General features: G+C 64.4%; 32 protein-coding genes and 1 tRNA gene. 20 read left to right on the top strand and 13 right to left on the bottom strand.

Annotated elements, in window-relative coordinates:
- Nucleotides 1–63: 63 nt before the first annotated feature.
- The 20 genes from EO156_RS10500 to EO156_RS10415 are packed head-to-tail and all read left to right on the top strand — an operon-like array spanning nt 64 to nt 11,727.
- Nucleotides 64–360: a hypothetical protein gene (locus EO156_RS10500; RefSeq protein ID WP_029828765.1), complete on the top strand. Its 297-nt coding sequence runs from the start codon at nt 64–66 to the stop codon at nt 358–360.
- Nucleotides 357–851, top strand: a complete 495-nt coding sequence (locus EO156_RS10495) for a hypothetical protein (RefSeq protein WP_029828763.1) — start codon at nt 357–359, stop codon at nt 849–851. The genes EO156_RS10500 and EO156_RS10495 overlap by 4 nt, the downstream gene beginning before the upstream one ends.
- On the top strand, nt 848–1,114 hold the full coding sequence (locus EO156_RS10490) for a hypothetical protein (protein ID WP_029828761.1): 267 nt from the start codon (nt 848–850) through the stop codon (nt 1,112–1,114). Before EO156_RS10495 ends, EO156_RS10490 begins: the two co-directional genes overlap by 4 nt.
- Nucleotides 1,111–1,416: a hypothetical protein gene (locus EO156_RS10485; protein WP_078585874.1), complete on the top strand. Its 306-nt coding sequence runs from the start codon at nt 1,111–1,113 to the stop codon at nt 1,414–1,416. Before EO156_RS10490 ends, EO156_RS10485 begins: the two co-directional genes overlap by 4 nt.
- Complete coding sequence (locus EO156_RS10480; RefSeq protein WP_050595542.1) at nt 1,413–1,778, top strand: hypothetical protein; 366 nt, start codon at nt 1,413–1,415, stop codon at nt 1,776–1,778. The genes EO156_RS10485 and EO156_RS10480 overlap by 4 nt, the downstream gene beginning before the upstream one ends.
- Complete coding sequence (locus EO156_RS23950; protein WP_154666340.1) at nt 1,775–1,939, top strand: hypothetical protein; 165 nt, start codon at nt 1,775–1,777, stop codon at nt 1,937–1,939. Before EO156_RS10480 ends, EO156_RS23950 begins: the two co-directional genes overlap by 4 nt.
- The gene (locus EO156_RS23945; protein ID WP_154666339.1) at nt 1,936–2,091 is read left to right on the top strand and encodes a hypothetical protein; all 156 of its coding nucleotides are present in this window, start codon (nt 1,936–1,938) and stop codon (nt 2,089–2,091) included. Before EO156_RS23950 ends, EO156_RS23945 begins: the two co-directional genes overlap by 4 nt.
- Nucleotides 2,088–3,446 (top strand): DNA cytosine methyltransferase, encoded by a 1,359-nt coding sequence (locus EO156_RS10475; protein WP_050595543.1) that lies wholly within the window; start codon nt 2,088–2,090, stop codon nt 3,444–3,446. The genes EO156_RS23945 and EO156_RS10475 overlap by 4 nt, the downstream gene beginning before the upstream one ends.
- On the top strand, nt 3,443–5,959 hold the full coding sequence (locus EO156_RS10470; RefSeq protein ID WP_029828752.1) for a DNA methyltransferase: 2,517 nt from the start codon (nt 3,443–3,445) through the stop codon (nt 5,957–5,959). Before EO156_RS10475 ends, EO156_RS10470 begins: the two co-directional genes overlap by 4 nt.
- Nucleotides 5,956–6,240 carry a hypothetical protein gene (locus EO156_RS10465; RefSeq protein ID WP_029828750.1) on the top strand — a complete coding sequence of 95 codons (285 nt, stop codon included), beginning with the start codon at nt 5,956–5,958 and terminating at the stop codon, nt 6,238–6,240. The genes EO156_RS10470 and EO156_RS10465 overlap by 4 nt, the downstream gene beginning before the upstream one ends.
- Nucleotides 6,237–6,788, top strand: a complete 552-nt coding sequence (locus EO156_RS10460; protein ID WP_050595544.1) for a DUF1566 domain-containing protein — start codon at nt 6,237–6,239, stop codon at nt 6,786–6,788. Before EO156_RS10465 ends, EO156_RS10460 begins: the two co-directional genes overlap by 4 nt.
- 21 nt (nt 6,789–6,809) lie before the next feature.
- Complete coding sequence (locus tag EO156_RS10455) at nt 6,810–7,253, top strand: four helix bundle protein (RefSeq protein WP_029828744.1); 444 nt, start codon at nt 6,810–6,812, stop codon at nt 7,251–7,253.
- A complete protein-coding gene (locus EO156_RS10450; protein WP_029828742.1) occupies nt 7,250–8,602 on the top strand; it encodes an RNA-directed DNA polymerase in 1,353 nt (450 codons plus the stop codon). The genes EO156_RS10455 and EO156_RS10450 overlap by 4 nt, the downstream gene beginning before the upstream one ends.
- A 21-nt stretch (nt 8,603–8,623) precedes the next feature.
- Nucleotides 8,624–9,532: a recombination-associated protein RdgC gene (locus EO156_RS10445; protein ID WP_029828741.1), complete on the top strand. Its 909-nt coding sequence runs from the start codon at nt 8,624–8,626 to the stop codon at nt 9,530–9,532.
- Between the two features lie 3 nt (nt 9,533–9,535).
- Entirely contained in the window at nt 9,536–10,291 is a 756-nt protein-coding gene (locus EO156_RS10440) for a hypothetical protein (protein ID WP_033482666.1), read from the top strand.
- The gene (locus EO156_RS10435; protein ID WP_029828737.1) at nt 10,288–10,506 is read left to right on the top strand and encodes a hypothetical protein; all 219 of its coding nucleotides are present in this window, start codon (nt 10,288–10,290) and stop codon (nt 10,504–10,506) included. The genes EO156_RS10440 and EO156_RS10435 overlap by 4 nt, the downstream gene beginning before the upstream one ends.
- Entirely contained in the window at nt 10,503–10,946 is a 444-nt protein-coding gene (locus EO156_RS10430) for a hypothetical protein (protein ID WP_029828735.1), read from the top strand. The genes EO156_RS10435 and EO156_RS10430 overlap by 4 nt, the downstream gene beginning before the upstream one ends.
- On the top strand, nt 10,943–11,161 hold the full coding sequence (locus tag EO156_RS10425) for a hypothetical protein (protein WP_029828734.1): 219 nt from the start codon (nt 10,943–10,945) through the stop codon (nt 11,159–11,161). The genes EO156_RS10430 and EO156_RS10425 overlap by 4 nt, the downstream gene beginning before the upstream one ends.
- Complete coding sequence (locus EO156_RS24365; RefSeq protein ID WP_230577954.1) at nt 11,154–11,516, top strand: hypothetical protein; 363 nt, start codon at nt 11,154–11,156, stop codon at nt 11,514–11,516. The genes EO156_RS10425 and EO156_RS24365 overlap by 8 nt, the downstream gene beginning before the upstream one ends.
- A complete protein-coding gene (locus EO156_RS10415) occupies nt 11,503–11,727 on the top strand; it encodes an AlpA family phage regulatory protein (RefSeq protein ID WP_033482667.1) in 225 nt (74 codons plus the stop codon). The genes EO156_RS24365 and EO156_RS10415 overlap by 14 nt, the downstream gene beginning before the upstream one ends.
- 44 nt (nt 11,728–11,771) lie before the next feature.
- On the opposite strand, the gene EO156_RS10410 is transcribed toward EO156_RS10415, so the two are convergent.
- The 13 genes from EO156_RS10410 to ftsH all read right to left on the bottom strand — a co-directional run bounded on the left by EO156_RS10410 (nt 11,772) and on the right by ftsH (nt 26,458).
- Nucleotides 11,772–11,864, bottom strand: a tRNA-Ser gene (locus EO156_RS10410).
- A gap of 83 nt (nt 11,865–11,947) precedes the next feature.
- Nucleotides 11,948–12,160, bottom strand: coding sequence for a carbon storage regulator CsrA (gene csrA, locus EO156_RS10405; RefSeq protein WP_003481884.1), 213 nt, complete (start codon nt 12,158–12,160; stop codon nt 11,948–11,950).
- A 139-nt stretch (nt 12,161–12,299) separates the two neighbouring features.
- Complete coding sequence (gene alaS / locus EO156_RS10400) at nt 12,300–14,948, bottom strand: alanine--tRNA ligase (RefSeq protein WP_016849897.1); 2,649 nt, start codon at nt 14,946–14,948, stop codon at nt 12,300–12,302.
- Between the two features lie 101 nt (nt 14,949–15,049).
- A complete protein-coding gene (gene recX, locus EO156_RS10395) occupies nt 15,050–15,538 on the bottom strand; it encodes a recombination regulator RecX (RefSeq protein ID WP_003481873.1) in 489 nt (162 codons plus the stop codon).
- 311 nt (nt 15,539–15,849) lie between these two features.
- Nucleotides 15,850–16,884, bottom strand: coding sequence for a recombinase RecA (gene recA, locus EO156_RS10385; protein ID WP_003481871.1), 1,035 nt, complete (start codon nt 16,882–16,884; stop codon nt 15,850–15,852).
- A gap of 172 nt (nt 16,885–17,056) precedes the next feature.
- Complete coding sequence (gene lexA, locus EO156_RS10380) at nt 17,057–17,698, bottom strand: transcriptional repressor LexA (RefSeq protein WP_005915033.1); 642 nt, start codon at nt 17,696–17,698, stop codon at nt 17,057–17,059.
- 85 nt (nt 17,699–17,783) lie between these two features.
- The gene (gene ubiB, locus EO156_RS10375; RefSeq protein ID WP_005915030.1) at nt 17,784–19,460 is read right to left on the bottom strand and encodes a 2-polyprenylphenol 6-hydroxylase; all 1,677 of its coding nucleotides are present in this window, start codon (nt 19,458–19,460) and stop codon (nt 17,784–17,786) included.
- Between the two features lie 434 nt (nt 19,461–19,894).
- A complete protein-coding gene (locus EO156_RS10370; RefSeq protein WP_016849898.1) occupies nt 19,895–20,389 on the bottom strand; it encodes a CinA family protein in 495 nt (164 codons plus the stop codon).
- 429 nt (nt 20,390–20,818) lie between these two features.
- Nucleotides 20,819–22,138 (bottom strand): ribosome rescue GTPase HflX, encoded by a 1,320-nt coding sequence (hflX, locus tag EO156_RS10365; RefSeq protein ID WP_016849899.1) that lies wholly within the window; start codon nt 22,136–22,138, stop codon nt 20,819–20,821.
- An 11-nt stretch (nt 22,139–22,149) separates the two neighbouring features.
- Nucleotides 22,150–22,428 carry an RNA chaperone Hfq gene (hfq, locus tag EO156_RS10360; RefSeq protein ID WP_005915027.1) on the bottom strand — a complete coding sequence of 93 codons (279 nt, stop codon included), beginning with the start codon at nt 22,426–22,428 and terminating at the stop codon, nt 22,150–22,152.
- 77 nt (nt 22,429–22,505) lie between these two features.
- Nucleotides 22,506–23,489 (bottom strand): tRNA (adenosine(37)-N6)-dimethylallyltransferase MiaA, encoded by a 984-nt coding sequence (gene miaA / locus EO156_RS10355; protein WP_005919559.1) that lies wholly within the window; start codon nt 23,487–23,489, stop codon nt 22,506–22,508.
- Entirely contained in the window at nt 23,489–24,391 is a 903-nt protein-coding gene (folP, locus tag EO156_RS10350) for a dihydropteroate synthase (RefSeq protein WP_011051111.1), read from the bottom strand. The genes miaA and folP overlap by 1 nt, the downstream gene beginning before the upstream one ends.
- 126 nt (nt 24,392–24,517) lie before the next feature.
- Nucleotides 24,518–26,458 (bottom strand): ATP-dependent zinc metalloprotease FtsH, encoded by a 1,941-nt coding sequence (ftsH, locus tag EO156_RS10345; protein ID WP_016851078.1) that lies wholly within the window; start codon nt 26,456–26,458, stop codon nt 24,518–24,520.
- Nucleotides 26,459–26,501 lie beyond the last annotated feature (43 nt).

Here is a 26,501-nt window from a genome sequence, read left to right as displayed (position 1 = left end):
GCCACTAATCTTACTCCGTCGCCCCAGTAACACGGCATTCCGCCGCGGGGCACGGAGACTCAGATGTCCACCTCCTTCTGCGCGGTGCCCGCCCCCACGCTGGTGTACGCATCCCCGGCAACGCGGGAAGAGTTCGACCGCATCAGCTTGCCGGCAACACAGCATGAGTGGAAAGCCGACTCGACCCTGACCCTAATCAAGGGAGACGGCCAGCGATGGCAGCGTCGCTGCACGAGCAAGGTGCTCGGTGAGCATGCCCGCGACTCGGTGACGGTCATTTTTCAGTGGTTCGACGAGCGCGTCGCCGTCGATGAACCACAACTGCTGAAGGCGAATGTTGATCTGGAGCCTTCCGCATGAGCGCCGTCACCGCTCGCCTCACCTGCCTGGCCCTCGCCGCCGCACTGGCCGCAGGCTGCGCCGTCACCGGCCAGCCCGCCGCAGAGCCCACCACCGCTGCCGGTGAGGGCATCCCCGAACAGCTGTCGATCACCTCGCCGCGCTTCTGCGCTGCGCTGGCGGTCTATGAGCTGGCCACCGTCGACGATTGGGGGCTGCGCGCCGGCATCGCCCGCGCCGCGCTCAACGGTTTCGCCACCGCCGGCCGCGTGCCGGACTGCGCCGAGGGTGTCGCCACCGTTCTGACCCGCGACGAGTTCAGCGCCCGCCGCTGGCAGGACGCGCTCGATGCCGTGGACGCGGTGGACTCAGGCGATTACGCCCTGCCCGACACCTGCGCCCGCGCCAATGCAGTGTTCCCGATCGACGCGCCTTCGTCGCTCACCAACTCCCTGCCCGTGGCAGCGCAGTGCGTGATGCAGGGCCTCGCATTCGTCGAGGTGCAGCCGTGAGCGCCTGCGTTGATGTGCTGTCGGTGCTGGTCCAGGCAGGCCAGCGCGAGGCGGACGCCGGCCAGGCCAGCATCGCCCAGATGGCGGCACACGCAGCGGTGGCCGACCTGTTCGATAAAGGCCGCCAGCTTTCCGCCCACCTTGAGCACGCCATCGCGATCGCCAACGTCGGCAGCCCCGACACCGTGCACGTCCGCCACCCCATCCGCGTGGCGCTCGACCAGTTCGATGAGGCGCTGCGCGCCGCCGGTGGTGCCAAATGAGCCGCAATCTGTATCGCCATAGTGTTCCTTGCTACGGGCTTGAGCTTGTGCTGTCGAAGCAACCTGATCGCTCGAATTGGATGATCGAGCTGTACAAAAACAATGCGAAAGCGCAGTTCATTCAACTGGTAGCGACCATTGGATCCGATGGGAAATGCCCACGCTTTTGCGGCCCGACGGAATCCAATAGCCAGCACTGCATCTGGCTGGAAAGCACCTGCTTCGAACTCTCCGAGAACTCCTGGAACCAGCTGAAAACCTGGTTCGAAGAGACTGCAGTCGCAGTGGAGGTTGCCGCATGAGCCGCCTGTTCTATCGACACGTGGTCACGGGCTTCCACTACGACGTAGAAATCAGTTGGGACGGCACCAACAACAGCTGGTTGCTGCAGTCCCTTGTGCGCGGCGTGCCGGCGGTCTCGATCCTGGTCAGCCTGCGGGAAGGCATCAACTTTGTTGCGCCCGAACCCGACGCCAAAGGGCACTACATCTACGTGCGCGGCGCCTTCATCGACCTGCCGGAAAGCAGCTGGCGCGAGCTCAAGTCCTGGTACGAAGCGATCGCCGATGCCGTCGCGCCGGTGCCGTCCGTCGAAGACCTGCCCCGCAACCTGCCGCCCATCGCGCCGCCGCTGGCGCCCTACGTACAGCGCGCGCACGCATGAGCACCACGCAGACACCCGAACAGCGCGCGGCGCTGGCCCGCGCCAAGAAGCCCGGCGCGCACCCGTGGCGCATCTGGCAAGGCACCGCGAACCAGGAGCGCGCCGTCGCGCGCCGCGCCGAAACCATCGTTCCCTATACCACCAGGTTGATCTCCCGATGAGTATTCACCCGACCGACAAGCTTGCCGCCCTGGATTGGGCACTGTCGCGCGCTCGCGAGGCAGGCAAGTCCGACGAGCTTGTGCGGCTGACACACGTGCCCGCCCTGCAGGATCTGCGCGACGAAGCCCAGCGGGAGGCTCGGGGCGGATGAACTACCTGTCGCTCTTTTCGGGAATGGAGGCCGCGCACCTCGCGTGGTCGCCGCTCGGCTGGCGCTGCAAGGGTGTCGCCGAGATTGATCCGGCTGCGTGCGCACTGCTGCGCCACCGCCTGCCGCACGTTCCCAACTTGGGCAGCGTCACCGACATCACCGACGAACAGATCCGCGCGTTGGGTCCACTGGATGTCGTGATCGGCGGCAGCCCATGCCAGGACCTTTCAGTGGCCGGCAAGCGTGCGGGCTTGGGCGGCGCCCGGTCCGGCCTGTTCCACCATCAACTCAGGATCTTCAATGCAGCTCGACATCTTTGCGGCGCACGTTGGCTCGTCTGGGAGAACGTCCCCGGTGCCTTCAGCAGCAACAAGGGCCGAGACTTTGCTGTCGTGGTTGGCGCGCTGGCAGGATCCGAGCTCGCTGTCCCCGCCGACGGCTGGAGCGACGAAGGCGTGGCGCTGGGCGACAACGGCCTCGTCGAGTGGTCCGTGCTTGATGCGCAGTGGTTCGGAGTGGCGCAGCGGCGCCGTCGCGTGTTCGCTGTCCTCGATACTGGAGACTGGGCCGGTCGGCCACCAGTACTTCTTGAGCGCGACAGCTTGCGAGGGGATTCTGCGCCGAGCCGGGAAGCGCGGCAAAGCGTTGCCGGAAGCCTTACGGCAAGCGCTGGCCGCCGTGGTGGCGTCAACGACCCAGAGCGCGGCCAGCTGATTGCATTCGGCGGCAACAACACGTCTGGACCTATCGACATTGGTACGTGCTTGAATGCTTGCGCCAGCGCCAGCGGTCGGCTCGACTTCGAAAGCGAGACGTTCCTCGTGCAGGAGGTGGCGCATACGCTTCGCTCCGAAGGCTTTGATGCCAGCGAAGACGGCACCGGGAGAGGCACGCCACTGATTCCGGTCACGGCATTCGGCTGCAAAGATAGCGACCCAGCGCGCAGCGTCTCAGACGATGTTTCGCCGACGCTGCGCGCCATGGGGCATGCCGGCAGCCATGCCAATGCTGGTGGACAGGTTGCCATCGCGGTATCGCTACGTGGTCGCGAGGGTGGTGGGACCGCAGAGTTAGGTGACGAGGTGCAGAATTGCCTGCGCGCCTCTCAGGGCGGGGGAGACAAGCCGCATGTCTTAACTGGCATGCAGGTCCGAAGGCTCACCCCGCGCGAGTGCGAACGCCTGCAGGGCGCTGAGGACGACTGGACGCTGGTGCCAAACGCCGCCGGCAAGCCGATGGCCGATGGCCCGCGCTACAAGATGCTGGGCAACAGCTTCGCTGTCCCGGTGATCCACTGGATCGGCGAAAGCATCCATCGGGCGCACACCTGGGGCCAGCAGGAGCTCGCGGCATGACTGACCCCTACCGCGACTTCCTCGAGCGCAAGGTGCGCGTCGCGCCGTCGCTGGGCTTTGAGGTATCGCCAGACGACGTGCACCCGATCCTCAAGCCGCACCAGCGCGATAGCGTCGTATGGGCATGCTCCGGTGGGCGCCGCGCCCTCTTCCAGCGTTTCGGCCTCGGCAAGAGCATGCAGCAACTGGAGATCATGCGACTGGCGCGCGCGCATGCCGGCGGCGCGGTTGGCATTGTGGTGCCGCTTGGCGTGCGGCAGGAGTTCCGCCGCGACGCCAGCAAGCTGGGCCTGGAGACGCGCTTCGTGCGCACAAGCGCCGAGGTGGATCCTGCCTTCGACGGCATCCACCTGACCAATTACGAGAGCGTGCGAGACGGCAAGATCGATCCCAACCTCTTCACCGCCGCGAGCCTGGACGAGGCGTCGGTGCTGCGCAGCTTCGGATCGAAGACCTACCAGCAGTTCCTGACGCTGTTCGATGACGTCCGATACCGGTTCGTCGCGACTGCTACGCCCAGCCCGAACCGGTACAAAGAGCTGATCCATTACGCCGGCTTCCTGGGCGTGATGGACACCGGCCAGGCCCTTACCCGCTGGTTCAAGCGCGACAGCACTCAGGCCAACAACCTGACGCTGTACCCGCACAAGGAGCGGGAGTTCTGGCTATGGGTCGCGAGCTGGGGGCTGTTCCTGCAGAAGCCATCGGACCTGGGATACAGCGATGAGGGCTATGACCTGCCGGAACTGACCGTGCACTACGTTGAGGTGCCGGTGGACCACGCCAGCGCCGGTGCCGAGCGAGACGGCCAGGGCAAGCTGTTCCGAGATGCCGCGATGGGCCTGAAGGATGCCGCGAAGGAAAAGCGCGACACGCTGGCCGCGCGCGTGCAGGCGGTGCAGCAGGTCATCGCCGCGCGACCCAATGATCACTGGCTGATCTGGCACGACCTGGAAGCCGAGCGGCATGCGCTGCAGGCGGCCATCCCGTCAGCGGTAAGCATCTATGGCGATCAGGAACTCGACGAGCGGGAACAGGCGGTCATCGACTTCAGCGAAGGCGTGATTCCGATCCTATCGGCGAAGCCAGTCATCGCCGGCAGCGGCTGCAACTTCCAGCGGCATTGCCACCTGTCGGTCTATGCCGGCATCGGCTTCAAGTTCAACGACTTCATCCAGTCCATTCACCGCATCCAGCGGTACCAGCAGGCGCACCCGGTGGAGGTGTGGATCGTCTACGCCGAGAGCGAGCGCGAGGTGCTGGCCAGCCTGCAGGCGAAGTGGACGCGCCACGAGGAGATGGTAGAGAAAATGAGCGAGATCATCAGGGAATACGGCTTAAGCAAGGCCGCGATGGCGCAGGTGCTGCAGCGCTCGATCGGCGTGGAGCGTATCGAGGCCAGCGGTACCGGCTGGACGGTTGCGAACAACGACTGCGTGATGGAAACGCGCGGCATGGCCGACGACAGCGTCGACCTGATCGTGACCTCGATTCCGTTCGCCAACCACTACGAGTACAGCCCGAGCTACAACGATTTCGGGCACACCGACGACAACGCGCACTTCTGGGCGCAGATGGACCACCTCAGCACGCAGCTGCTGCGGATCCTCAAGCCTGGTCGCATCGCCGCCATCCACGTGAAAGACCGTATCCAGTTCGGCGCGGTGACCGGTGCCGGCGTGCCGACCGTCAGCCCCTTCCATGCTGAGGCGATCTTCCACTACCGATCGCATGGCTTCGACTACATGGGCCTCATCACGGTCGTGACCGACGTGGTGCGCGAGAACAATCAGACCTATCGCCTGGGCTGGTCGGAGCAGTGCAAGGACGGCACGAAAATGGGCGTCGGGTCGCCGGAATACATCGTGCTGCTGCACAAGCCGCAGACCGATCGCAGCCGCGGCTATGCCGACGAGCCGGTGCGCAAGCAGAAGGCGGATTACACGCGGGCGCGCTGGCAGGTGGACGCGCATGCGTTCTGGCGCTCGAGCGGACGCCGGCAGCTAACCGCCGACGAGCTGACGCAGCTGGGACCGGACAAGCTAGCAAAGCTGTTTACCGAGTACTCGCTGCGCGAGGTCTACGACTACGAGACCCACGTGCGTATCGGCGAGGAGCTGGAGGCGCGTGGCGCGCTCCCGTCCACGTTCATGTCGCTTGCGCCGGGCAGCCACGATCCGGACGTGTGGCACGACGTCAACCGCATGCTGACGCTCAACGGCGAGCAGACCCGGCGGGGCCTCGAAAACCATATCTGCCCGCTGCAGTTCGACATCGTCGACAGGCTAATTCAGCGCTTCAGCAACGCTGGCGAGCTGGTGTTCGACCCATTCGGCGGCCTGTTCACCGTGCCGTACCGGGCGCTGAAGCTAGGTCGCGAGGGGCGCGCCGTCGAGCTGTCCACCGCCTATTTCATGGACGGGGTGAAGTACCTGCAGGCGGCTGAGCGCGAGATGTCCATGCCGGATCTGTTCGCAACCCTCGATGCGGAGCCGCAGGAGCAGGCAGCGTGATCACCATCCTCGGCCGCGGCCTCGACGCCATCCTGCAGCACGACATCTCCGGCATGCAGCGCCAGATCACCAACGCCGCGCGCCTGCAGCGCTACGAGTGCGCCTGCCAGCTCCGCCGGGCCCAGCTCTCACCCGAAGCCCGCGAGATCGACCAGCTGCGCGAGCAGTTCGGCCGCAACTACCAGACCGCCTGGCGAAACGGCCGGCGCCCAGACCTCACCGAACTACCCCGGCACTTTGCCGCCCTCAACGCCGTCACCAAAGGAGTCACCAACGCATGAGCCTCATTACCATCCAGACCGCCGACGCGGAGATCACTGTCCACTCCAGGTCGCCGCAACTGGCAACCCTCGAAAGCTTCGCTGCACCACTCGAAACTGCGAGCCAGCGCTACACCAAAGTGCTCGCCGACGGCACCCATCTTGCTGCCAGCGACAGCCGAACCGACCACGTTGCCGTTATCGACAACACCACCGGGCTGATGTGGTCCGTGGAGTCGCTCGGCGATCACCAAGAAGCGGACACTGGCATTAACCAGGACGCATGCAAGGCGCGCTGCAGCGAATTGCGACTGCTCGGCTTCTCCGATTGGCGCCTGCCCACACGCACCGAACTGGCGGGCCTGGTGGATGACTGCCAGCACGAGCCAGCCATCGATACCGATGCGTTCCCGCGCGTGAAGTCGCGCTGGCACTGGACCAGCACACCGGCCGCCTGGTCTTCGGCGTCCGCGTGGTTCGTCAGTTTCAGCTACGGCTACGTCAACGACTACTACGGCTACCGCTACAGCGGCGGGTTCGCGTTGGCGGTTCGCCGCGCCGGTCAGTAATTTGATTTTTGGGCTTAGATAATGAATTCCCGATTCCAGCCGCCGCCGATCATCAAAGCTTGCGAACGCCTCCTCGTTGAGATTGAGCAGTGCGTGCGTCGCTTTGTGCGCTACCACCGTTACGCGATCGGCACCGATTTGCGTAAGCAGGCGATGACGGTCTATCGCAACGCGAATCGTGCGTGGCGTGACCGCGAGAACCAGGCACGGTGGGTGCGGCAGTTGGTGTGGGATATCGATGAGCTCAAGCAGCACCTGCAGACTGCAAAGCTGCTCAATGCATGCAGCAGCTTCCGGCAGTTCGAAATGCTGGCGCGCCTGGCGGAACAGCTAGGCGCACAAGCTGGTGGTTGGCACCGCCAGCAACAAACCCCCAAGGTCCAGAATGCGCGCGCCCGTGAGGGCTTCGCGCAGCGTGATCAGAAACTGAGTACCCATGCCGCCTCTGCGGGGGCCAATCCATGACGAAGTCCCGCCACCCACATCCGGGCTGCGCGACCTGGTCGCAAGTGTATGGGGATGCGGCCGCCTGGTCTTCGGCGTCCGCGTGGTTCGTCAATTTCAACAACGGCAACGTCAACAACAACAACAACAACCGCAACAACAACGGGTTCGCGTTGGCGGTTCGCCGCGCCGGTGAGTTTCAGGGGAATGGAGTCCAGTTGCAGGATCTGTATCAGGCTTGGCAGCTTGCCCGCCGTCAGAAAGTGCCAAGCCACAACCAGCTCCGCTTCGATGCGGACTGGATGTGCAAGCTGCTGCAGTTGCACCGGCAGATTACAAGCGGGGAATGGTCGCCGCGTCCGTCCACATGCTTCATCGCCACACGGCCGAAGGCGCGCGAGATCCACGCGCCTGACTTTGCAGACCGTGTGGTGCATCACTGGCTCGTGCCGCAGCTAGAGGCGATCTACGAGCCGAGCTTTATCCACGACAGCTATGCCAACCGCACCGGCCGTGGTAGCCACGCAGCCGTTCAACGCGCGCAGGACTTCATCCGACAGGTGCGCAGCGGCCAGAGTGGCGGCTGGTATCTGCAGCTGGACATCGCCAACTTCTTCAACAGCATTCACCGCCCAACGCTGTGGGCAATGCTGCGCAAGCGGCTGGAGCGTGCCGGTGCCGATCGCCAGGTCATGCGTACAACGCACGCCTTGCTACGTCGCACGCCTCTGCATGCCGGCGTGCAGTACCGGGCGACCGATGCAGAGAGGGCGCAGGTTCCGATGCACAAGCGACTGGAGAATGCTCCGGTCGGGCACGGCCTGCCCATCGGCAACCTGTCGTCACAGTTCTTCGCGAACGTCTATCTAGATGCGCTGGATCAGTTCGTCAAGCGCACCCTGAAGGCAAAGCGGTATTTGCGGTACGTCGACGACTTCGTGCTGTTCCACCATGACCGCGCACAGCTCCAGGCCTGGCAGATGCAGATCGAAGAGTTTCTGCACCAGACGCTTCGCCTTCGGCTCAAGGCCGATATCCGTCTGCGCCGGCTCACGGACGGCCTGGACTTCCTGGGTTACGTAATCCACCCAACGCACACCCTCGCCCGGCAGCGTGTCGTCGGCCACGTGCGTACGGCCATGGCGGAATGGGAAGGCAAGCACATCAAGGGCCGCACGATCAAAGCAACACCGCAGGATCTACGCGACATCCGCGCCCGCCTGGCCAGCTACGACGGCCACCTAGGTCACGCCAACAGCTACCGACTCCGACAGCGGCTTGTCCAGCGCTTCGCATGGCTCCCGGCGGCCACTCGCCCGCGCCGATTCAGCACCCGCCAAGAAGGCCGGCGGCTATCTCTCAAATTCTGATCGCCCGACAAGGATCACCACATGTTCTTTCGCAACCTCACCATGTTCCGCTTCCCCACCTCCCTCGACCTGTCTGCCGTCGAGGAGCTGCTGTCCCAGTGCGCGCTCAAGCCGGTCGGCGCACTGGAGATGGCCTCCCGCGGCTTCGTCTCTCCCTTCGGACGCGAAGAGAAGGAGCAGCTGTCACACCGAATTGGCGACTTCCTCTGGCTGGCCGTCGGCGGCCAGGACAAGATGCTGCCCGGCGCCGTCATCAACGACGCGCTCGAGCAGAAGTGCGACTACATCGCCATGAACGAAGGCCGGCGCCCGGGCGGCAAGGCGCGCAAGCGCCTGAAGGACGACATCATCCACGAGCTGCTGCCCAAGGCCTTCGTGCGCAACTCGCGCACCGATGTGATCCTCGACCTGGCGAACGGCCTGGCCATCGTCGACACCTCCAGCCGCAAGGTGGGCGAAAGCGTGGTGAGCGAGATTCGCGGCATGCTAGGCAGCTTCCCGGCCCTGCCCCTCAACGCCGAGGTGGCGCCGCGCGCCGTGCTCACCGGATGGATCGCCGGCGAGCCGCTGCCGGAATCGCTGAGCATCGGCGAGGAGGCCGAGCTGCGCGACCCGATCGAGGGCGGCGCCATCGTGAAGTGCCAGCACCAGGAGCTGCGCGGCGACGAGATCGACAAGCACCTGGAGGCCGGCAAGCAGGTCACCAAGCTGGCGCTGGTGCTGGACGACAACCTGTCGTTCGTCCTTGGCGAAGATCTGGTGCTCCGCAAGCTCAAGTTTCTGGACGGCGCGCTGGATCAGCTCGACGACGTTGAGGGCGACGGCATGCGCGCGGAACTGGATGCGCGCTTCGCGCTGCAGTCGGCCGAAATGCGCCGCCTGTTTCTGGTGCTCGAACAGGCGCTGCGCCTGTCAAAGGTGGAGGGCTGAGCCATGAACGAACAATCCGGAAATTCCGGACAGTTGCCGCCCGATGCGGGGAGCGGTGGGGATGCGCCTATCGACGTTACCGACCCGTGGCGCGGGTTGTATAAGCCCGAAGCCCTCGCCGCCCGCAAGCCGGTGGGGGAGCCGGTGGCTTGGCTCATTGACTGGCCGGAAGAACCAGGCCTCGGGCACTACTTCGCCGAAGAGCCCACCGATCAGGGCCGCTGTCGCGCCCTCTACACCGCACCGCCCGCGCCTGCTGCTTTGCCGGCGGGTCTGCAGGACATCATCGGCTCAATGCTCAACTACGCGGGAGTAGCCGACAGTTGCGAGATCACACAGGGGCACGCGCCGGTCGCCATCCGCAATTGGGCCGAGATGCTGAAGCAGTTGGCACCGTCCGCTGCTGTGCCGGTTGATGAGCGCCAACATGTGGCGATAGTTGAGGCAGCCAAACTGGCCTACGGGTTGCTGTGGATGGGGACCAACCTTACCGGTCCCGATCTGGCTCACAGGGCGCGCGTGGCTCTTCGTGACGCGCTCGGCAAGCAGGCATGCGGGGACGGAATTACCGCTGCTCGCGCCACCCACCCCCAGCCGGCAGCGCCGGCGAATTCCGAAAAAGGTATGGCGGACAAATACCAGCATTGGATCAATTTTTATCATCGTGGCGATGGCGATTACGGTGATTTCCTGAGGAGGGTGGTGCTACCCCGCTACACATCCGAACAGCCGGCAGCGGCGAGCGAGGACCGCCTGTGATCATCTACTACATCAACGATCAGCAGGTGTCGCGCGATGAGTGCCTATGGGCCTGGCACCGCTCACAGACTTACCGCCTAGCGGCGCATCGGGACGCAATTTTCCCCAATGCCGAGGCAGGCTCAGACAGCGAAGGGTGCGCAAACCACCTGGCTGAGGCCGGAATCCGGATCAAGGTGGCACCCCAGCCGGCAGCGGCGGGAGGTGATGCGTGAGCCGCTCCGGATACAGCGACGATATGGAAGACATCTTGGCCTTCGGGCGCTGGCGCGGGCGAGTGGCATCAGCGATTCGCGGAAAGCGTGGGCAGACTTTGCTGCGGGATCTAATCACCGCGTTGGATGCGCTGCCAGAGAAGAAGCTGATCGCCCACACAGTTGAGCAGGATGGGTGCTTCTGCGCGCTCGGTGCAGTTGCGCATCTGCGCGGGACAGACCTGGATCAGGGTGTAAATGGAGGAACGGACTACGATTTCGAGGCTGATCGGGCCGCTGCTCGCCTGGACATTGCCGAGCCGCTGGCAAAAGAGGTTGTCTACATGAACGACGAGGCCTGGTTCTACAACGAAACCCCAGAGCAACGATGGTCTCGAATGCGCCAGTGGGCAGCGAGCAACCTAATCGACCAGCAGGCCAAGCCGGAGGTGCAGCAGTGATCACCACGATGTTCAATTCGCCGCGCATCCTGTGGCAAGCCGCCACCGAAGATGGCTTGACAGAGGTCGCCATCGGCGCGCCTGTCGATGCCGGCGGCACCATCGTGCTGGAGCAGGAGGGCCGGCACATCGTTATCGATCCATCGTCGGTGCCTGAGCTGCGCAAGATGCTCAACGAGCTGGCCGGCATCGCGAAGGGGGTGCGCAATGGCTGACGGCTCCCGGCCCCTACCCCGCCAGGCACGCAACAACGGGCTCGCCGTGGGCGGTCGGCCGATCCGCGTGCCGGTCGGCAAAGCCACCGTGCGGCAGCTGCTGAAGCGCCACCTTCGCGAAGAGGGCAAGCGCATGCACGACCCGGCCGAACCCTGGCAGTGCTGCAAGCAGAACGTCTATGACCGGTTCTGCAGCGCATGCGCCTTGGCTCCTGGCCATATTGAGGCGGCAATCACTTTCCTGCGCCTGGACGAGTTCGACGCCGCCGAGCTGCGACTGCTCGGCGCGCGCGAAGCTGGCTGGGCCATCGATACGAAATACCTGCTGGAGGAAAACCCCAATGCCCGAGACTGATAGCGACCTGCGCCTACTCGCCATGAAGGACGTGCGTGCGAAGGTAGGGCTGAGCCCTGCGACCATCTACCGTCAGGTGCAGGTCGGAAAATTTCCAAAGCCGCACAAGGTTTGCTCGCGATCGCTGTGGCTATCCACACAGGTGGACGAGTGGATCGTGCAGCAGACCACTTCGCCAAGTGTGGGGCAGAACATGGGGCACGCGGCCTAGAAAATGAAAAAAGCCCCGTTTTACGGGGGCTTTCTTCTTGACACTGGCGGAGCGAGAGGGATTCGAACCCTCGATAGAGCTTTTGACCCTATACTCCCTTAGCAGGGGAGCCCCTTCAGCCGCTCGGGCATCGCTCCAGTTTTTGCTGCCTGCCGCGATGTCCGTGGCAGGCCGCGAAGAATACCGGGTAAGAGGGGCTAACGTAAACCCTTGACAACGATCAATTCGAAGAATCGTCGCCGTGATGTGCGCCGGAGGCGACAGGCTCATCCCCACGCTGGATGCGCTGATAGATTTCTTCGCGATGCACAGCCACATCCTTGGGTGCGGTGATACCGATGCGCACCTGATTGCCCTTGACGCCGAGAACGGTCACGGTGACCGAGTCGCCGATCATCAAGGTTTCGCCTACCCGGCGAGTGAGGATCAACATTTTGCAAATCTCCTGGAACCGGTGGATTTCCCACCAGCATCGACGGCCTCCTGAGTGAGACGCGCCCTACGTAAAGGGAATAGACCAGAAATGGTAGCGGGACATCCTGCTAGCCAGCAAGGCATAGCAGGACAAGTGTTCAGCCCAAGTGTTGCTTGACCCAGAAGGGGACACCGTCGAGTGCGGTCGCAAGGGCGGGCCCGTCCTCGCCACCACCCTGGGCGAGATCCGGACGGCCACCGCCCTTGCCGCCGATCTGACTGGCGATGTGGCCGAGGAGTTCCCCTGCCTTCACCTTGCCAGTTGGGCTGCCGTTCACGCCAGCGACAAGCGCCACCTTGCCGCCCGAAGCACCAGCCAGCACGATCACTGAATCGCCGAGCTGTTGCTTCAGGCGATCCATCGCATCGCGCAGCGCCTTGGCATCGAATCCCTCCAGACGCACCGCGACAACCTTGACTCCGGCAACATCAATTGCACGAGCGCCCAGATCCGCAGTCGCACCCGACGCCAGCTTGGCCTTGAGCGATTCCAGCTCGCGCTCCAGCCGCTTCTGACGCTCGGTCAGCGCGCGCACCTTATCCACCACCTCGGTGGTGTTGCCGCCGAGCAGATTGGCTGCTTCGAGCAGGCGACGTTCCTCGTCAGCCACGTAGTCCAGCGCGCCCTGCCCGGTCACTGCTTCGATACGGCGCACACCCGACGACACGCCACCTTCGGAGGTGATCTTGAACAAGCCGATGTCGCCGGTGCGGGTGACGTGGGTACCGCCACACAATTCGGTGGAATAGCCGCCCATCTTGAGCACGCGGACGTTTTCTCCGTACTTCTCGCCGAACAGCGCCATCGCGCCGAAATCCAGCGCCTCCTGCATGGCCATGTTGTGCACTTCCACGCCATGGTTGGTGCGGACTTCAGCATTGACCTTGCGCTCGATCACAGCGAGCTCGTCAGCAGTGATCGGCTGGAAGTGCGAGAAGTCAAAGCGCAGTCGATCAGGCGCGACCAGCGAGCCCTTCTGTTGCACATGCGTTCCCAGTACTTCGCGCAGGGCTGCGTGTAGCAAGTGGGTGGCCGAATGGTTGAGGATGGTTTTGCCGCGACGTTGCGTATCGATCCCGCCGGCAAGCACATCACCAAGCGCGAGCGCACCTTCGCTGATGCGACCCACATGCCCATGGAACTGGCCGGCGAACTTCTGCGTATCGGCAACTTCGAACGACACGCCGGGGCCGCTCAGCTGGCCGCTGTCGCCGACCTGGCCACCCGACTCGGCGTAGAACGGCGTGCGATCGGTGAACACGATCACCTCATCACCCGCTTCCGCACGTTCGACCGGGCGGCCCTGCCTGAGAATGGCCACGACCTTGAGGGCGTCGGCATCGTACGCTTCGTAACCCAGAAACACGGTCGGCGACATGCTGGCGACCAGGTCCGCCGGCAATGCGACGCCGCCGCCGAACTTGCCAGCCGCACGCGCGGTCTCGCGTTGACGCTCCATCGCGAACTCGAAGCCCTCCATGTCCACGCGCATGCCGCGCTCGCGCGCGATGTCGGCAGTCAGGTCGACCGGAAAGCCGTAAGTGTCGTACAGCCGGAACGCGTCGGCGCCCGGGATGATGTCCTGCGAGCGCGATGCGACCTCGTCGAAGATCTTCATGCCGGCGTCCAGTGTCTCGGCAAAGCGCTCTTCTTCGGCCAACAGCGCGCGCGCCACCGTGTCTTTCGCCACCACCAGCTCGGGATAGGCCTCGCCCATCAGCTCGACCAGCGTAGGCACCATCTTGCTGAAGAACGGCTGGCGCACGCCCAACATCCAGCCATGGCGCAGCGCACGCCGGATGATCCGACGCAGCACATAGCCGCGCCCTTCATTGGAGGGCAGCACGCCATCGACGATGAGGAAGGAGCAGGCGCGGATGTGATCGGCGATCACTCGCAGCGACTTGTTCTCCAGATCGGTGATGCCGGTCAGCGAACCGGCCTTGCCGATCAACGCCTGGAACAGGTCGATTTCATAGTTGGTATGGACGTGCTGCAGGATCGCAGCCAGACGCTCAAGACCCATGCCCGTGTCCACGCACGGCGCCGGCAGCGGCACCAGGGTGCCGTCGGGCTGCCGATCGAACTGCATGAAGACCAGGTTCCAGATCTCGATGAAGCGGTCGCCATCTTCATCCGGCGACCCCGGCGGGCCACCGGCGATGTGATCGCCGTGGTCGAAGAAGATTTCGGTACACGGGCCGCAGGGGCCGGTATCGGCCATCTGCCAGAAATTGTCCGAGGCGTAAGGCGCACCCTTGTTGTCGCCGATGCGCACGATGCGGCTTTCCGGGATGCCGATCACGTCGCGCCACAACGCAAAGGCTTCTTCGTCGGTGTGGTAGACCGTGACCAGCAGACGGTCGGCCGGCAGCTTCCAGACCTGGGTCAACAGTTCCCATGCCCAGGCGATGGCGTCCTTCTTGAAGTAGTCGCCAAACGACCAGTTGCCGAGCATTTCGAAGAAGGTATGGTGGCGCGCGGTGTAGCCCACCGAGTCCAGATCGTTGTGCTTGCCACCGGCACGCAGGCAGCGCTGCACGTCCGCAGCACGCACGTAGCTACGCTTCTCCGCGCCGAGGAAGACGTCCTTGAACTGGACCATGCCGGAATTGGTGAAGAGCAAGGTGGGGTCGTTGCCCGGCACCAGCGGCGCGGATGGCACGATGGTGTGGCCCTTCCCCTCGAAGAACGCGAGGAAGTCACTACGGATCTGGGAAGTGCTGAATTTGGCAGGTGCGTTCATGTGCTGGCATTGGGCGGGCGGCAGTCCCGGTCACCCAATGGAATGTGGGCGCAGATGAGCGGAACAACCTGAAACCACGAAGGGTAGCAGGCCTGACGCCCTCAGTCCTCAAGGTCGAAGCGCGTGGCGGCGCGAATGCTGTTGCCTTCGAAACCCCGCCGGGCCAGCAGATCGGCGGCCTTGCGCCGCTGCGGAAGGTCGGTTGGGCCTTGTTCGCCAAACCGACGGCGGATCAGATCGCGCGCGTTTTCGGTCCAATCCCCTTCGAAGGCCGCCAAGGCGGCACTGATAGCCTCGCTATCCAGGCCATGGGTTCCGAGCTCGGCACGAATATGCAGCGGGCCATAGCCCGAACCGGCGCGATTGCGCACGACTGCAGCAGCGAAGCGGGTGTCGTCCTGCCATCCCTCGTCCGTGAGCCGATCGACAGCCGCTTGCGCCGCATCTGGCTCGATCCCGCGGGCCAGCAGCTTGCGGTTCAATTCCTTGCGCGAATGTTCGCGCCGCACCAATAGGCCGAGTGCGCGCTGGACCGGCGTCTGTTCCTTGAACCGGCGCCCCCGCTTTGGTGCGGGCTCTTGCTCGTCCATCGTTGAGGTGTCCCGAATCGCCAAAATCAGTTACGACATCAATGCGCCGTCCATGGCGCCTGCCCTCCTGGCCTTCGATAGATCTACCGCGAGAAGCGACAGCACTGACTCCGCCGTCCTCGCGATAGAAAAACTTCAAACACGCTCGAACCTGTTGCCCAGCGCCGGGCTGACGTGGGTGGCAATGGAGCGGCCACGAATCGCGCGAGGTTCCCCCAACCGCTCACCGACAGCATCACCGTCACCAACTCACGGCAAACAAATTCCCGGCAAACCAACTCCGGTGAATGGTGATGTTGTGCAGCTGCAACTTACTCCTTGTCTTCGTCGTCGCCGGCCTCACGCGGTGCTTCGGCAGGTTGGAACTTCTCACGCAGCTCCGCTTCCAGCCGGGTCGCAACCTGCGGGTTGTCGCGCAGGTAGGTTCGCGCGTTGTCCTTGCCCTGCCCGATTCGCTCATCGCCATAGCTGTACCAGGCGCCGGCCTTGTCGACCAGCTTGGCTTCCACGCCCATGTCGATCAATTCGCCCTCGCGACTGATGCCTTCGCCATACAGGATTTCGGTCACGACCTGCTTGAACGGAGGCGCCAGCTTGTTCTTGACCACCTTGATCTTGGTCTGGTTGCCGATGATCTCGTCGCCCTTCTTGATCGCACCGATACGGCGGATATCCAGACGCACCGAGGCGTAGAACTTCAGCGCGTTGCCGCCGGTGGTCACTTCCGGGCTCTGGCCCGGCATCATGACGCCGATCTTCATGCGCAGCTGATTGATGAAGACCACCAGCGTGTTGGAGCGCTTGATATTGCCGGTGAGCTTGCGCAGCGCCTGGCTCATCAAGCGAGCCTGCAAACCTGGCAGCTGGTCACCCATCTCGCCTTCGATTTCCGCCTTCGGCGTCAGTGCAGCGACCGAGTCGACCACCACGATATCAACCGAACCCGAACGCACCAGCATGTCGGCAATTTCCAGTGCCTGCTCACCGGTATCCGGCTGCGACAGCAGCAGGTCGTCGACATTGACGCCCAGCTTGGCCGCATAAATCGGGTCCAGTGCGTGCTCGGCATCGATGAAGGCAGCGGTGCCGCCGTTCTTCTGGCACTCAGCGATGGCTTGCAGGGTCAAGGTGGTCTTGCCGGAGGATTCCGGGCCGTAGATTTCGACCACGCGACCCTTCGGCAGGCCGCCGATCCCCAGGGCGATATCCAGCATCAGCGAGCCGGTCGGGATGACTTCGACCGCCTCAATGACGCGGTCGCCCATGCGCATGACCGAGCCCTTGCCGAATTGCTTTTCGATCTGGCTCAGTGCGGCGGAAAGGGCGCGCTTCTTGTTCTCGTCCATCTGGGTGATCCTCGTCAGTGATTTCGGTATGGGGCTAATGTAGCGGCGGTGTATCGCACAGGCTGAGAATGCAGGCGACACACTCAGATTAAGAAGGCGGCAAGTCCCGTGGCAGCGGGAAACCCTGCAGTGCGGGCTCGGAGAAACGCCAGCACGGCCATCGGCACAGAGCTCAGCGGTTAGGCCTCAACAGCCCGCAATACAGGCCTTCAATCGCGAAATCCTGATCCGGTAGCACCTCAATGGGCGCGTAGTCTGGATTGCGCGGCAACAGCCGGATGCGGTCCTTGCCGATCTTCAGCAGCTTTACCGTGATTTCCTCATCGATCCGCGCCACCACGATCTGCCCCGAGCGCGCGTCGCGGGTACGGTGCACGCCGATCAGATCGCCGTTGAAGATGCCTTCGTCGCGCATCGAATCGCCTTGCACCTTGAGCAGATAATCCGGCGACGGCGAGAAAAACACACGATCCAGCACGACGAAGTCGTCCGAGCCGATATCGGCGCCAATCGGCAGACCCGCGGCCACGCGGCCCAGCACCGGCAGACGCAGCACATCGTCGCGGGCCACCTCGCTCACAGGAGCCGTGCGTGTCTGCGCACCCTGCCCGGCCAGCCGTATCCCGCGCGCCTGGCCTGGGACGCGCCGGATCGCACCCGCATGCTCCAGCGCTTCCAGGTGATATTGCGCCGCGCGTATGCCCTTGAAGCCGAACGCGCGCGCGATTTCGGTCTGCGAAGGCGGAACACCATCGGCGTCGATGCGCTCGGCGATCAGGGCCAGGATTGCTTGCTGGGTATCGGTCAGGTCCATGTTTAGTAGTATTACTACTAACGATCGCCTGCGCAAGTATTTCGCCGCGTCTTGCCCGCACGCCATCAGGACGACGCGTCGCGCGCTAGCGCCGGCTTCGCCAGATCGAAAACAAGATCCAGATGCCGCACAGCGCCGCGCCGATGAAGCCGCCCACGCCTAGCGCGAGCAACCAGCGGCTGGCGCTACCGCCGACGCTGTTCATGACGATCGAGGAGCCGATCACCAAGGCGGCTGTCACGATCCCCATCGTGAGGCGATTGGCGGCGCGGTCGACCTGCTCGCCGAACTCGCGCAATGCGCGTGTTTCGACCTGCAGCTGCAGCTTGCCGCGGCGTGCGGCTTGCAACAGGCGCTTGAGGTCGCGCGGCAGATCGCCGATCAGGTCGATCGCGCCAGTCACGGTCCGCCGGCCACGCCGCACGATGGCGCGCGGCGCATAGCGCTGCAGCACCACGCGCTCCAGGTACGGGCGCGCCTCGGTGGCCATGTCGAAATCCGGATCGAGCTGGCGCCCCATGCCTTCCAGGGTGAGAAAGGCCTTGATCATCAGTGCCAGATCCGAAGGCAGCGTCAGCCCGTGATCGCGCAGGATGGAGGTGACGTCGCCAAGCATTGCGCCAATACGCAATTCTTTCAGCGGCACGCCGCGATACTCGTCGACGAACGCACCGATGTCTTGCTGCAAACGCGCCTCGTCGATCTCCAGGCTGGTGCCCGCCCATTCCAGCAAGACGTCGATCACCGCTTCGGCGTCGTAGCTGACCATGCCGTGCAGCAGCTGTGCGACCTGAAACCGACGCTGCTCGGAGACGCGCCCGACCATGCCGAAATCGATGACCGCGATGCGCCCGTCGCGCAGGTAAAAAATGTTCCCCGGATGCGGGTCGGCGTGGAAGCAGCCGTCCTGCAGCACCATCTTGAGCACGATGCCGGCACCGGCACGTGCGAGCGCCCTGCGATCCAGGCCGGCCGCATCGACGGCGAGCAGATCGCGCCCCGGAATCCCATCGATGAATTCCTGCACGTTGAGCGACTCGCAGGTCCACTCCCAGTACACCGCCGGCACCACCACCTGCGCATCGTGCGCGAAGTTGGCGGCGATGCGTTCGGCGTTGCGCCCCTCGGCAGCGAAGTCCAGCTCGCGTCGCAGCGAGACGGTAAATTGCTGTACCACCTCGGAAGGACGGTAGCGCTTGAGATCCGGTGCGCGGGTTTCGACGATTTCAGCAAGCCGGGCGAGCAGGCGCAGATCCGCATCGATGGTGTCACCGATATCGGGACGACGGATCTTCAACACTACCGGGGTGCCATCGACCAGCCACGCGCGATGCGTCTGTGCCAGCGATGCGGCCGCCAGCGGTTGTTCGTCCAGGCGCGCGAAGACGCTTTCCGGCTCCATACCCAGCGCAGCGACCAGCTGCGGGCGGATCTGATCGAATGGCAGCGCCGGCACCGCGTTCTGCAGCTCGCTCAATTCTTCGATCCACTCCGGCGGCAGCAGGTCCACGCGCGTGGCCAACACCTGGCCCAGTTTGACGAAGGTTGGCCCGAGCTCTTCCAGTGCACGCCGCACGCGCATCGCTGCGGACATGCGCAACCGGCCCTCGGCATTCTGCCAATGCAACAGCCTGCCGGCGCGCTCAAGCACATCGGCCAGGCCGATACGACGTACCACATCGCCGAAGCCGTAGCGGATCAGGACCGAGGCGATTTCCTGCAGACGCCCAAGATCACGTACCGTGCCTAGCGCTTCCCACATCAGCACACCGCCTGCGAGCGCGTTGCGCTCAGGCGCTGCGTGACACTGCAGTACAGAGCAGCCTGCAACGCGGCGACCGATGGGACAGGAGCAAGAAACGAATGCATTGGCACGCTGGGCGGCGAGGAGACCTTGTTTGTAGCCGATCTGCCCTCCGCTGTCGCGCCCTCGCCCCATCCAAGCTCAGCGCAGGTTGCAACGCGTGCGCAGCGCATGCACCTCGGTTGCGCCATTGCCACCTCGCAGCCTCGTTGCATGTGCCAGATAACGCGTCCGCTCAGCGCGCTGCAGCGGCGTGTCGACAACGAGCCACCGCCAGTTTCTTGGGAAGGTGCATAACTACAGCGTTTGGGTTTCCATGCTGGGCGAGATTGCGTTGACAATAGGGCGTTGCGGATCTGCTACCGAACCCCATCCAGTGGACCCAACGAGCGCTAAAGCAGCGCGCTCAACCCGCGCAGTGCTGCAGCGACGGTCTGACGACGCACCGCATCGCGGTCGCCATTGAACTGGAACAGTTGCGCCGTGGCGTAACCACCGCGACGTTTCCAGCCGATCCAGACCGTGCCGACCGGCTTGTCCTCACTGCCGCCGCCGGGCCCGGCAATGCCGGTCACCGCCACTGCGATGCTTGCGCCGGAATTCACCAGGGCCCCAGAGACCATCTCGATCACCGTTTCGCGACTGACCGCCCCATGCACTTCCAGGGTCTGTGGGCGGACGCCGAGCAGCGCCTGCTTGGCCTCATAGCTATAGGCGGCCATCCCGCAATCGAACCAATGCGAGGAGCCGGCGACATCGGTCACTGCCTTGGCGATCCAGCCACCGGTGCAACTCTCGGCAGTGACCAGGCGCTCGCGCGCGGCAAGCAATTGCTGCCCGAGGGCTTCGGCCAGCTGCTGCAGTTCGGAATCGGCGGGAAAAGGCATGGGCACGGCAAGGAGGGGGCAGCGGACGTTTTAGCCCAATTCGTCGCGCCTGTCTGCCGCTGGCGCCGATTCCGCCTGGGCGCCAGGCGGCCAAGGTTCAGTGGCGATGTGTGGCCAATATGCGGTACGCCGGGTCTGGCCGGGCTTGCATGTGCGTCGAGGTGCCGGCCGCACGCGGTCAACGTGCAGCGCCGCCTTCAAGCCACCTAAGCACCGCAACGATGGCACTGCATTACTGAGGACAGATGTGATGCGCTGCATGAGCGCACGACTGCACTCTTCCGCAGCACCCACTGCTCTACGGGTTTTCTGTAAGTTCCGGCTGGCCAGGACGAGGCCTGGCAACTGCCGCACGGCGATGCGGTACACCCTGCCCCATTCGCCTTGAAGCAGCAGCACGCTCTCGTCATACCGAGCGTGCTGCGTTCTTCACGCTTCCCAGTCTTCGCGACGATCCGGCAGCATTGCGCGCAGTGGCGCACCGTCCTCGCCGGCAGCCAACCGCTCTGCCTCGACCATCGGCAGATCGACCTCGAGCAACCAACCCTCTTCGTCGGATTGCTCATTGCGCACCACTTCCAGCTGATGCAGCCTGGACCGCAGGCGGCCGGCAGACGGCGGTAGCCGTAGCTGGCCGGTCAGGTGGCGCAGGTCCAGCCGCTGGCCGAGCGCATGCTGCAATTCTTCCAGCCCGCGCCCGTCGCGCGCCGATACCCACACACGTTCGCGGCGGGCCGGGTCAGGAATGCCGTCCTGCGCATCGCGGCGCACTTCGGCGCCTGCGATCTTGTCGATCTTGTTGAATACCAGCAGCTGCGGCAGATCGCCGGCACCGACGGCCTGCAACACTTCGTCGACCTGCAGGATGCGTTCTTCGCGCAACGGGTCTGCCGCATCGACAACGTGCAGCAACAGATCGGCATCGCGCGCCTCCGACAGCGTCGAGCGGAACGCGGCGACCAGCTCGTGCGGAAGATCACGCACGAAGCCGACCGTGTCGGCAAGAATCGCGCTGCCGCCTGGCAACGCAATGCGTCGCACGGTGGGATCGAGCGTGGCGAACAATTGATCTGCCACGTAAGCCTCTGCACCGGTCAACACGTTGAACAGCGTCGACTTGCCGGCATTGGTGTAACCGACCAGTGCAATCCGTGGCAATTCGCTGCGCATCCGCGCGCGACGCATCTGGGTGCGCTGCACCTCGACCTTTTCCAGCCGCTGCTGCAACTGTTCGACGCGCTTTTGCAGCAGGCGGCGGTCGGTTTCCAGCTGGGTTTCGCCAGGGCCGCGCAGGCCGATCGAACCGCCGCGCTGGCGTTCCAGGTGGGTCCAGCCGCGGACCAGCCGGGTGGCCATATGCCGCAACTGCGCCAGCTCCACCTGCAGCTTGCCCTCGTGGCTGCGTGCCCGTTGCGCGAAGATGTCCAGGATCAGGCCGGTGCGGTCGATCACGCGCCGCTCCAGATAGCGCTCCAGATTGCGCTCCTGGCCGGGCGACAAGGTGTGATTGACCAACACCAGATCGGCGCCGGTGGCCTCGGCGGCGGCCTTGATCTCTTCCAGCTTGCCGCTGCCGATCAAGGTCGACGGGTTCGGTTTGTCGATGCGCGCGGTGAGCGTGGCCGCCACCGTGGCGCCCGCCGACTTGGCAAGGTCGGCGAACTCCTCCAGCACATCCTCTTCGGCAGGCCCGCCGGAGTGGGTCTGTATCAACAACGCGTGTTCACCCTTGCGGGACCGATCAAACACGCACTACTCCGTTACTGCTCGACGTCGTCATCTTCCGCCTGATTGCCTTCATTGGATTGCACATACCCACCACCAGGCCCCACGCGCACGTTGCGCGCCGGCACCACCGTGGAAATGGCGTGCTTGTACACCATCTGACTCACGGTATTGCGCAGCAGGACCACGAATTGGTCGAACGACTCGATCGTGCCCTGCAGCTTGATGCCATTGACCAGATACACCGACACGGGCACTCGCTCGCGCCGCAGCGCATTGAGGAATGGGTCCTGTAAAGATTGCCCCTTAGCCATCGAAAAATCCTCTTCATTATTGTTCTTATTGTTCCGGTCGACACCTGCTATCCCCAGCCGGTCCCGGAAACGGGATGTTACACGCCTGAAGCCTGCCGTACAGCGGGACGATCAGCGAGGAAGCCGACAATTGCGTCCTCCAATTGATGGCGGTCACGCTCCGGGTCGAACCAGCGCGCGTCGAGCTCGCCGCGCAGCCAGGTGAGCTGGCGTTTGGCCAGTTGCCGGGTCGCCTGGATCGCCTTGTCGCGGAACTCGGCCAGGCTGCCAGCCCCGTCCAGATACTGCCAGGCCTGGCGGTAGCCGACCGCGCGCACGGCCGGCAGATCCAGCGGGGCTGCCACCGCCTGGAGCTGCGGCAGCGCCCGCAGGCGCCGCACTTCGGCCAGAAAATCCTGCGCCAGCATCGCATCCAGCCGGTGTGCGATACGTGCATGCAGCACCTCGCGCTCGCGTGGCGCCAATACCACCTTCAACACGCGCACCGGCAGGCGCGGCCCTGGCGGTAGCGCCTGCCACGCGCTGATCGGCCGCCCGCTGATGCGGTAGACCTCCAGCGCCCGCTGGATGCGCTGCGGGTCGGTCGCATGGATGCGCGCTGCCGCAACCGGGTCCACGCGTGCCAGTTGTGCGTGCAAGCCGGCCCAACCGATCTGCTGAGCTTCGGCGGCGATGGATGCACGCACGGCTTGATCGGCCTCGGGCAGCTGCGACAAACCTTCCAGCAGCGCACGAAAATACAGCCCCGTGCCGCCGACCAGAATCGGCAACCTGCCGCGCGCCACGATCTGCGCGATCGCCTGGCGTGCATCGGCGGCGAACTCCGCTGCCGAATACACCTGCCAGGGATCGCGCAGGTCGAGCAGATGATGCGGAACCGCCGCGCGCATCGCCGCATCCGGCTTGGCTGCGCCAATTTCCAGGCCGCGGTACACCAGCGCCGAATCGACGCTGACGATTTCTCCATTCCAGCGCTCTGCAGCCTCAAGCGCCAGCGCCGTCTTGCCGCTGGCAGTGGGGCCCATCACGGCGATCGCCAGCGGGCGTTGGTCGACAGCCATCAGTCCTCGTCCGGCCAACGCATCGCGGGCGTGGCGGGCGCGCTGACACGCGGGACGGGAATGGCCGCCATCGCCTTCCACACCTTCAACGCATCCACGGTTGCCGCCACATCGTGCACGCGCAGCAGCAGCGCGCCATGTTGCGCGGCGATCAGATGCGCGGCCACCGAGCCGTGCACACGATCGGCGGCGATCTCGCGCCCGGTCAGCTCGCCGATGCTGCGCTTACGCGACAGCCCGGCCAGCACGGGCAAACCGAACTCCTGCAGTCGCTGCAGCTGCGCAAGCAGGGTGAGGTTGTGCGTGGTGGTTTTGTCGAAGCCAAAGCCCGGGTCCAGGACCAGCCGGCGCTTGTCGATGCCGGCCATCTCGGCGGCGAAGATGCGCTCGGCCAGAAACCGGTGCACCTCGCCGACGACATCGTCGTAGTGCGGCGCGTCCTGCATGGCATGCGGCGCGCTGCGCGCATGCATCAAGACCACCGGCACGCGCAGATCCGACGCCGCTTCCAGCGCACCGGGCGAACGCAGGGCATAGACGTCGTTGATCATGCCGGCGCCGGCTGCGACCGCCGCGCGCATGACCTCCGGTTTGAACGTGTCCACGCTGATCGGCACGCTGGTACGTTGCGCCAGCGCTTCGATGACCGGGATGACCCGCTGCAATTCTTCTTCAACCGAGACCGCCGCAGCGCCCGGGCGGGTGGACTCACCACCGATATCCAGCACCGCAGCGCCCTGCTCCACCAGTACCAACCCATGGGCGATCGCCGCTGCGCAGGTCGCATGCTGGCCGCCGTCGGAGAACGAATCGGGCGTGACATTGACGATCCCCATCACCTGCGGCGCATCCAGTCGCAGGCTGCGGCCGGCGCAATCCAGCGTGAGGGCGGTCTCGAACATCGGCGGTGTCTCCTGGGATGATTATGGTCGCCCATACGTGGGCATTGATGTAGTCCGATAACGCATCAAGGCCGGGAATCGCTCCCCGGCCTTGATGGATGCCTCGCAGATCAGTGCATGGCCGGCTTAGAGTTGCTCGGCGGGTCCGGCGATGGGCGGCAATGGACGCGGACTACCCTTGTCGTTGTTGTTGCCACCGTCCTTGTCGGACTTGCCCCAGCCAGCCGGCGGCGGCGGCTCGCGGCCTTCCATGATGGCATCGATCTGCGGCACGTCGATGGTTTCGTACTGGAGCAACAACTGCGACATCGCGTGCAGCTTGTCCAGGTTCTCGGTGAGGATGGTCTTGGTCTTGCTGTAGGCCTTGTCCAGGATCGAACGCACCACTTCGTCGATCTTGCGCGCGGTCTCGTTGGAAACGTTCTTGTGCTGGGTCACCGAACGGCCCAGGAACACCTCGTCCTCTTCCTCGCCATAGGCCACCGGGCCAAGCTCATCGGACAGGCCCCACTTGGTGACCATGTTGCGCGCCATCTTGGTGGCCCGCTCGATGTCGTTGGACGCACCGGTGGTGACCTTGTCGCCGCCGAAGATCAGCTCTTCGGCAACGCGACCACCGTACAGCGAGCACAGCTGCGACTCGATCGCGACACGGTTCATCGAGTAGCGGTCGCCTTCCGGCAGATACATCGTCACGCCGAGCGCGCGGCCACGCGGAATGATGGTCACCTTGTAGACCGGGTCGTGCTCCGGCACCAGACGGCCGACGATGGCGTGGCCCGCCTCGTGATACGCGGTAAGGGTCTTCTCGTCCTCGCTCATGGCCATCGAGCGGCGCTCGGCACCCATCAGAATCTTGTCGCGGGCACGGTCGAAGTGGTCCATGCGGACTTCCTTCTCGCTGCCACGCGCCGCGAACAATGCTGCCTCGTTGCACAGGTTGGCCAAGTCGGCGCCCGAGAAACCCGGGGTACCGCGGGCGATGACCATCGGCACGACATCGTCGGCCAGCGGCAGCTTGCGCATGTGCACGCGCAGGATCTGCTCGCGGCCCTTGACGTCCGGCAGGCCGACCACGACCTGACGGTCAAAACGGCCTGGACGCAGCAGCGCCGGATCCAGCACGTCGGGACGGTTGGTCGCCGCAATCACGATCACGCCTTCGCCACCCTCGAAACCGTCCATTTCGACCAGCAACTGATTCAAGGTCTGCTCGCGCTCGTCGTGCCCGCCGCCGAGGCCGGCACCGCGATGACGGCCCACCGCATCGATTTCGTCGATGAAGATGATGCATGGCGCGTGCTTCTTGGCCTGCTCGAACATGTCGCGCACGCGGCTGGCACCCACGCCGACGAACATTTCGACGAAGTCGGAACCGGAGATGCTGAAGAACGGCACCTTGGCCTCGCCGGCGATCGCCTTGGCGAGCAGGGTCTTGCCGGTACCCGGCGGGCCGACCATCAACACGCCGCGCGGGATCTTGCCGCCCAGCTTGGTGAACTTGGTCGGGTCGCGCAGGAAGTCCACCAATTCGCCCACTTCTTCCTTGGCCTCGTCGCAACCGGCGACGTCGGCGAAGGTGATCTTGATCTGGTCCTCGCCCTGCAATTTGGCGCGCGACTTGCCGAAGCTCATCGCGCCCTTCGCGCCGCCACCACCGCCCTGCATCTGGCGCATGATGAACAGCCAGAAGCCGATGATCAGGATGACGGGAAGGAAATTGAGCACCAGCGACCAGAAGCCAGGGCCGGTCGAGGGCTTCTGGCGGGTCATTTCGATGTTCTTGCTGTACAGCACGTCGACCAGCTTGTCGTCGCGCGGACCGTAGACGGTGGCCTCGCTGCCGTCGGTGCGCTTGAAGCGGATCGCGTTGACGGCCAGGTTGGTCTCGTCGGTGTAATCCACCGATTTGACGCGCCCGGAGTCCACTTCCTTCAGGAACTGGGTGTAGGTGATCGAGTCGGCACCGACGCCGCCCGCCATCCGCGGCGAGAAGCTCTGGAAGACAACCATCAGCACAACTGCGACGACCACCCACAGCAGCAGATTCTTGGTCAAGTCGTTCATCCTCATTGGCTCCGGTGCCCTCTACTCTTCAATGCTTGAAATA

The organism is Xanthomonas sp. DAR33341 (assembly GCF_003992815.1).
Classification (GTDB): Bacteria; Pseudomonadota; Gammaproteobacteria; order Xanthomonadales; family Xanthomonadaceae; genus Xanthomonas; species Xanthomonas cissicola.
Note: the sequence above shows the minus strand (reverse complement) of the source record. Positions and strands in the feature narration are given on the sequence as shown.